Genomic DNA, 3495 nt, shown 5'->3' on the forward strand with positions numbered 1-3495 from the left:
CCCTTTCGAGGGTCGCACCCAATTCGTCTTCGTATGCCTTCTTCGTGTGCGGCTCCCCCGCGAAGCCGTCGGTGACGAAGGGCTCGTACAAGAAACGGTCCGAATCGACCGCGTTGAGCACGTGCGGCAAGGTAACCTTGCTGTGGCGCTCCCCGAGCACATTGGTGAGGTTTTGGTCGAACCGGACCCAAGTCCCCTCACTCGCGGTCCCCGACAGGTTGCCCAAGTGGTCAGTATTCCCGGCTGCGTGGTCCTCGAACTCCCGCAGTGACGTGTAGTCGTGAACGAGATCGTCACCCGCTAGCTTCTTCTGCTCGTCGTTGAGAGTGCCGTCGGTCGGCGGAATTTTCTGCTCATTCACGAACGCCAACCGCTGGACGGCAGCCGGCGCGGTCGGCGGCGCTCCGGTATCGCCATGTGCCGCCGTCTCATTCCCGACCGGGGCGGCCGGCGCATGGGGCGACGAGCGCCGAGCGATCATGTCCGCCACCGCCGCGTTGCCCAATTTCTGCTGCAGATCCAGCAGCGCTGACGCCGGAGTCGCCGGTCCCCGGCCCGGCGTCGGGCGGCTCGACGGCTTCCGGCGCGCGTTGTCGTCGATCTCGTGACGGGCGTGCATCGTTGCCTCCTGCAAGGTCGACCCCAACGCAATGCCGCCGCACGGAGACTTTCCCCGGATCAATCGCCGCACGAGGCCGGTCGAACCAGCGTGGCCCGGACTTCCCTGCCCTCGCCAGAGCCGACACGTCGCCATCGGGCGAAACGCCGTTGCCCGAAAGCGCCCGCCGTGCTGCCCCAACGGGCACGGTCGCCGACAACTGCCCGCGTCACGGTCGGCTGTTCGGCGTTGATCCGACGTTCAGGCGCGCACGCCCGGGATCAGTTGCAGCTGCACGGAGTTCGAGCCCGCTGCCGCGCGGGCGGCGGTGTGCAGCGGAAGCCCGTCGCCGGTCGTGACCAGGGCGACCAGACGGCCCTCGCGGGCGAGAGCCGCGGCGGTTTCCGCGCAGCCGGAGTCCGCCGCGTGCGTTACCGCGCCTGGATGCACGAGGACTCCCACCAGTTCCAGGTCTCCGGCCCGACCCACGATCGCCGCAGCGCGGCGGAGTTCGGTCTCGGCGCGGGGCGTGCGCAAGTCCGCCGGGCCGGGACCGAGGCCGATCACGGTGAGCCGCCCGCGCGGGCGGACCCGGGCGACCGCGACGGTGACCCCGCCGTCGCTGATCTTGGGGACCACCAGTTCCGCCACTTCGCCGGGTCCGGTGGAGAGGTCGCGCCCGTTGGAGACGACCGGCTCGGAATCGGGGGCAGCTTCCTGGACGACAGCCGTAAGGTCCGCCCCGGAAGCAGCATCCCCGTCGCCGACCGCCGCATCTTCCGCCGCCCGCAGCGCGGCCGCTTCGGCGACGCTGGGCGTTCCCGACTCGGCGAGCACCGCTGAACTGGGATTCGGCACCGGCACCCCGGCCAACTCGTCCGCCGGGTAGAGCCGCAGCGGCAACTCGACGTCGGTCGCGTGCCAGAACCCGAGGTCCTGCACCGCTTCCAGGATTCCGCTCTCGTCGGCCTTCGCTTCCGCGGTGGCGAACGCGCGGACGGCCCGCGGATCGAGCCCGTGCTCGCGATCCAGCTTCGCGATCAGCCCGGTAACCGCGGTGCGCGAAACTCCGCGCACCGAGCCGATCCCGACCACGAGCGTGCGCGGGAGGATCCGCACCTCGTGCTCGCCCGGTTCCGCACCAGGGCGCCGATCATCCACCACGATCGTCCACAGTGGCTCGTCGCAGTCGGTCGAGACGTTCGAGGGCAGCGCAGGCATCGGGAATCCGCGCGGATTCCGCAGCAGCACGGGCGCACCACCGGCGATCGCCGCGCCGCATTCGGCCAGCGAACCGTCCGCAGTGGCGTCCAGCGAGTCCAGCACCTCGTCCAGCGGATCGACCGCAGCACCCGCGGTGACCACCGGAACAAGGCCCAGCACCTCGGAAATCCGCTCGGCCAAGGCACGCGAGCCGCCGGAAACGGTGACCGCGAACCGCTCGTCCACGCACACCACGTCCGGATCCGACGCCTCGTCGCGCAGCAGCGGCGCGACCGACCGGACCGCCGCGCCCACCGGGAGGAACAGGACCACAGCGTCCAAAGAGGACCAGCTGCGCCGCAGCGCGGGTCCGGTCGAGCCGTCCACCAGCACCGCATCCGGGCCGAGGCGGGCGGCCAGGTCGGCGGCGGTGCGCTGCTCCTGCGGGGTGCGCGGGAACAGCCCGAGCACTACGGCTCCTTCCGGCGGCCGGAGACCACCACCACCGCGGCGGCCGGTTCCAGCTTCGAGCCGCCGTCGTCCAGCTCGACGAGCCGGCTCGCGGCCAGCTGCACACCCCGCACCTCGTAGCCCGCGGCGCGCAACGCGTCCCGGGTCGGACCGACGCGCTCCAGCTCCGTCAGTTCGATCACGACCCGCGAGGCACCGGCGTGCGCGCAGGCGGTGACCACGTCGGCGCCACCGCCGCCGACGAAGACCGCATCCGGTTTCGGCAGTTCCCGCAACGACTTCGGAGCTTCGCCCTCCTCGACCCGCACGTCCACGCCGTGCCCGGCCGCGTTCGTCACCAGCCGCACCACCTGCGCCTCGTCCGACTCGACCGCGACCGTGGCCGAGCCCATCCGGGCGCACTCCACCGCGACCGAACCGGAACCGGCGCCGACGTCCCACACCAGCGTGCCGGGACGCGGGGCGAGCTCGGCCAGCGCCACCGCCCGCACCTCGGCGGGAGTGATGTCGCCGTCGCGGTGCGAGAACTCGTCCTCGGACAGGCCCCACGAGTCGGGCAGCCACTCACCCCCGGACAGCCAGCTGCGCGGCCCCTGCTCGTGCGCCTGGTTCGTGCACAGCACGACCGAATTCGCCGCCCAAGTGCGAGTGGCAGCCTCGGCCGGATCGACCGGCGTGAACTTCTCGTCCGGACCGCCGACGTCCTCGCCCACCAGCAGCGTCCGCCGCCAGCCCGCCAGTCCGGAGGCCAGCTGCGCCGGACCGGCGTCCGGTGCGGTCAGCACCAGCACCGCCGGGCGCGCCCGGCACAGGTTGATCACCCTCGGCAGGTCCTGCTCGCCAGGGACGGCCACCGGCACGTCCTCCCACGGGCGGCCGATGTGCGCCATCAGCTTCGCCACCGCCGAGGCGGCGGGCAGCACCGAGCAGCGGATCCCGCGGTCCCGCAACGACCGCAGCACGCCGAAGAAACCGGGGTCGCCGTCCACCAGCACCACGCCGGTCTCCGCACCGGCCAATGCGGACAGCGCGCCGAGCGCGGACTCCAGCGGTTCCAGTTCCAGCGTCCGGGCCTGCTCGGGGGCGTGCGCGTTGAGATTCCTGCGCGCTCCCACCACGAGTCGCGCCGACCCCAGCGCCTCCGCGACACCCGCGGGCAGCCCCGCACCGTCGATCCCGACCACCGTGACCGTCACGTCACCCACCTCGTCCCGGCGTGCACG

The 3495-nt window shown here is 72.2% G+C and carries 3 protein-coding genes; all 3 read right to left on the reverse strand.

Going from position 1 to position 3495, the window contains the following annotated elements:
• The coding region (locus IJH84_RS08370) for a hypothetical protein (RefSeq protein WP_295142337.1) at positions 1-619 on the reverse strand (619 nt) is incomplete at its 3' end.
• A 240-nt stretch (positions 620-859) separates the two neighbouring features.
• Positions 860-2272 (reverse strand): cobalamin biosynthesis protein, encoded by a 1413-nt coding sequence (locus IJH84_RS08375; RefSeq protein WP_295142340.1) that lies wholly within the window; start codon positions 2270-2272, stop codon positions 860-862.
• A partial coding sequence (locus IJH84_RS08380) for a bifunctional cobalt-precorrin-7 (C(5))-methyltransferase CbiE/decarboxylating cobalt-precorrin-6B (C(15))-methyltransferase CbiT (protein WP_295142343.1) occupies positions 2272-3495 on the reverse strand: 1224 nt, incomplete at its 5' end. The genes IJH84_RS08375 and IJH84_RS08380, both read right to left, overlap by 1 nt.

Origin of the sequence: Saccharopolyspora sp., assembly GCF_017434145.1 — a bacterium.
In the GTDB taxonomy this organism is placed as follows: Bacteria; Actinomycetota; Actinomycetes; order Mycobacteriales; family Pseudonocardiaceae; genus Saccharopolyspora_C; species Saccharopolyspora_C galaxeae.